Origin of the sequence: Psittacicella gerlachiana (assembly GCF_003585965.1) — a bacterium.
Lineage (GTDB): Bacteria > Pseudomonadota > Gammaproteobacteria > Enterobacterales > Psittacicellaceae > Psittacicella > Psittacicella gerlachiana.
The window spans coordinates 1-3,659 of the sequence record NZ_NRJF01000211.1; the positions used below are offsets into that span (position 1 = coordinate 1).

A 3,659-nucleotide genomic window follows, 5' to 3' on the forward strand; every position below is an offset into this window, starting at 1 on the left:
GATAAAGAGCTATAAAGATTGATATTACCCCCCCCCCTAGGGGGTAAATTTTATTATTATAATTTTAAAAATTTTAGATTAAAGGACTTTATTTTATCTAATAAAATTGTCTTCTTTAAGTTTACACAGATATATTTATTGAAAAAAATTCATAAAGCTATGTTAAATCTCCTACTTTATCAAAAAGGTAACCTTTTCTATAATAAAAATATAAAAATAGAATATCAAAGTTAAACTTAATGATAAAAATTATCGTGATTTAAAATGTCTTTATAAGTCTTGTTAAAGATATATAAAGTAAGGACACAAATATGGCTGATTATAAATTAAATCCTTTTACCTTAGTATACGATCAAGCAATTACGGAGAATAAAGCTCATGCTGTAAATATTAAGCCTGTAAGTTATGACTTAAATGGCTTAAAAATTGCAGCCAATGTTTATACTCCTGCAGATTATGATCCACAACAAACTTACGCAGCTATAGTTGTTGCTCATCCTAATGGAGGAGTGAAAGAGCAAGTTGCAGGTTTATATGCTCAAAAATTAGCTGAACAAGGGTATATTACGATTGCTTTTGATGCAGCCTATCAAGGTGGAAGTGAGGGATTACCAAGATATGTCGATCGTCCGGCAAATAGAATTGAGGATATTCGTCGTGCTGCTGATTTTATTAGCACTTTTCCTGGAGTAGATCCTCAACGCCTTGGCGTCCTAGGAATTTGTGGCGGTGGTGGTTACACCATTAAAGCCGCTCAAAGTGATAAACGTTTTAAAGCAGTAGCTACTTTAAGTATGTTTAATTCAGGTTTAGTACGTAGAAATGGTTTCCAAAATTCTCAATTAGATACTATTCAACAACGTTTAGAACAGGCAAGTCAAGCCCGAGAAGAGTTTGTGCGTACAGGGAAAGCTGTATATTCTCCAGCATTTGCAAATAAATTAACTGCACAAGAGCTCGAAGCCTTACCATTTGATTTATATCGTGATGGCTATTTTTACTATGGGGTAGATTATGCTCATCCTAATTCCCAAACTAATTTTACATTAGATAGCTTATTAGATTTAATGACTTTTGATGTTAACACTAATGTAAATTTAATTAATCAACCTTTACTCATGGTTGCGGGGGAACAAGCAGATACTCGATATATGACTGAAGAGGTTTTTGCTCAAGCGACAGGAACTACAAACAAAGAACTATTTTTAATTCCTGGAGCAAGACATATTCAAACTTATTTCAAACCAGAATATGTAGCTCAAGCAATGCAAAAATATACGGAATTTTTTGCTAAATATCTTTAAATTTTTAATAAAAGATTATTGTAATTTCTTTTAGCAAATCATAATTTTACAACAAAAAAAGCAACAAAACATTATGGATGAATTATCTTTAAACGCAAAACAAGTACAAGCAGATCTAGATAAAATAAATACAGAACAGGCTTGGAATTTATCAGAGGAATTAGCAAAAATTGCTCAAACTACTTCATTAACCGAAAGACAATTAGCTATAGCTCCGGTAGCTTACTTTACGGCTTTAGGACAGCTTGACGCTTTAAAAGTTGCTGTAGCTCAGGCTTTAGAGGCGGGGTTAACTCCTGAACAACTGCAAGAAGTATTTTTACATCAATATGCTTATGCGGGATTTCCTCGAGCTTTAAATGGTCTCTTAACTTTCCAAGGAGTACTACAAGAGCGTAAGATTGAGTTCCAAAATAATCTCATCACAGCTTATGATAAGCAGGTAGATTATTATCAATTAGGGGAAAAAATGTTGAGTATTTTAACTCAAAGAGATATGCGTAGTATTACCTTAAATAACTTTCCTGGGATAGATACTGCGTTGAAAGCCCATTTGTTTGGTTATCTTTTTGCTCGTGATCAGATCCTTAGTCCGGTAGATCGTGAATTAGTAACGGTAAGTACCTTAACGGCTTTGGAAACCGTACCTTCACAGTTACGTTCACATTTAACAATTGTTAAAAATCTTGGCATAAGTAAAGCAGAAGCCCAAAAATTTATTAACTCTTTAAAAGAAGTAAATGCTCAGGCTGTAACTAAAGCTCAAGAAGTTTTAACTGCAGTTTATCAATAGAGACAAGGGGAGGGATACTCAAAAAAGAGTAGAACTCCCTTTTTTAGATGAGGAGATAAGAAAAATGAAAGATTTAAGTATTGGCGTTATAGGTTCAGGAATGCAAGGTTACGCTATAGGTTCGAGTTTAGCACAAGCTGGATTTACATTAATGTTTGCTGCTCGTGATCTTGAAGCTTTAAAAAGAAAAGTAGCAGATTTACCTCGAGCTAAAGTAGCTACGCCTTTAGCTACAGCTCAATTTGCAGATGTAATTATTTTAGCTCTGCCTTATTCGGCATTTGAAGCTCTAGCACCAACTTTATTACCCTCTTTACAGGGCAAATTAGTGTTAGATGCTACTAATACCGATCCAAGTAACCCTGAAATTATTGAGCAGGATCAAGGTAATGTGGCTCGCTATTCGCAACAACTTTTACCTGGGGTTAAATATGTACGAGCTTTTAGTAGTGTTGATTTCTATCAGATAGTAGACTCTTATCAACGAGGAGGAATCAATCCCTTAGCTATTCCGATTGCTAGTGATAATAGTCTAGCTTTAGAGCAAGCAAAAGCATTAATCTCAGCTCTTCACGCTGAACCTGTAGCTACCAGTTTAGAACAAGCAGTAAAATTTCAACGAGGTGGAGTGGCATTTAGAGTACATACCACAGGAAAGAAGATGCGTGAATTATTAGGAGTGAAATAAGATGAAAAAAAATTATTGTTAGCGACAGGCTTAGGGCTTTTACTTGGTAGTGGACAAGCTCAATTAAGTACTACAGATATAGTTGCTTCAAAATTAGGAAAGGATGATCACACTTGGAATAATGGTAGAGGTACGGTTTATGATGGCAAGGATACTAATGCAAATACTGTTCCTACTCGATTTTTAACCACTACCAGTAAAAGTATTATTGTTTACTTTTCTCGTTCTAGATCAACTGAACTATTAGCTTATAAACTCCATAATTTGACTGATGGAGATATTTTGGAGTTAGTAGTGGATAATCTTTATCCAGCAAATTATCGTGCTTCAGTATAAGATGAGCTTCAAGAAAGAGAGTCAGAACTTTCCAAGATTAAATATTGAGATGCTGAATTTAGAGCAGTACTAAGTAGTATATTTAGTCTCCCCCATGTGGGGAATGTCTTTATCGCCAATGAGGAGCTTCTTACAGAACTATGTTCAAGAACTTACCGGAAAAGTCATAGTTCCTCTAGCAACTAATGGAGGTTATGGTTTAGGGACAAGTGTTGAGAATATCCGTGCCTACTTACCAAATAATCGCTTCCTTGAAGCCTATGCGGTGCAAGGTAATAAGGTAGATCAAGATAATGCAAGCCTGCAAACTTGGTATCAAGGTTTGGATTTCACCCAAAAGTAATTTGTTTATATGATTTAGTGAATAAGTTGTCGTTTAGGATAATTGATTTTTATGAAAGTAATATTAGATAAAATGTGCTGATCAATTTATGAAATTTTTTCATAAAGTCATGTACTTTTTACCTAATTGTTTGCAAACTTTCTTACTCTTATAATATAAAAGTCTTTAATCCGAATATTTTATTGTTCCTTATAT

At 34.2% G+C, this 3,659-nt stretch carries 4 protein-coding genes and 1 pseudogene; all 5 read left to right on the top strand.

Annotated elements, in window-relative coordinates:
• Positions 1 to 311: 311 nt before the first annotated feature.
• Positions 312 to 1,304, top strand: a complete 993-nt coding sequence (locus tag CKF59_RS06675; protein ID WP_119535166.1) for an alpha/beta hydrolase — start codon at positions 312 to 314, stop codon at positions 1,302 to 1,304.
• 73 nt (positions 1,305 to 1,377) lie between these two features.
• A complete protein-coding gene (locus tag CKF59_RS06680) occupies positions 1,378 to 2,097 on the top strand; it encodes a carboxymuconolactone decarboxylase family protein (protein ID WP_119535167.1) in 720 nt (239 codons plus the stop codon).
• Positions 2,098 to 2,161: 64 nt separating this feature from the next.
• Positions 2,162 to 2,785 carry an NADPH-dependent F420 reductase gene (locus tag CKF59_RS06685; RefSeq protein ID WP_119535168.1) on the top strand — a complete coding sequence of 208 codons (624 nt, stop codon included), beginning with the start codon at positions 2,162 to 2,164 and terminating at the stop codon, positions 2,783 to 2,785.
• A gap of 15 nt (positions 2,786 to 2,800) precedes the next feature.
• The gene (locus CKF59_RS07930; protein ID WP_222985658.1) at positions 2,801 to 3,121 is read left to right on the top strand and encodes a hypothetical protein; all 321 of its coding nucleotides are present in this window, start codon (positions 2,801 to 2,803) and stop codon (positions 3,119 to 3,121) included.
• Positions 3,122 to 3,206: 85 nt separating this feature from the next.
• Positions 3,207 to 3,464, top strand: a pseudogene (locus CKF59_RS07935) (flavodoxin family protein); the annotation flags it as partial.
• Positions 3,465 to 3,659 lie beyond the last annotated feature (195 nt).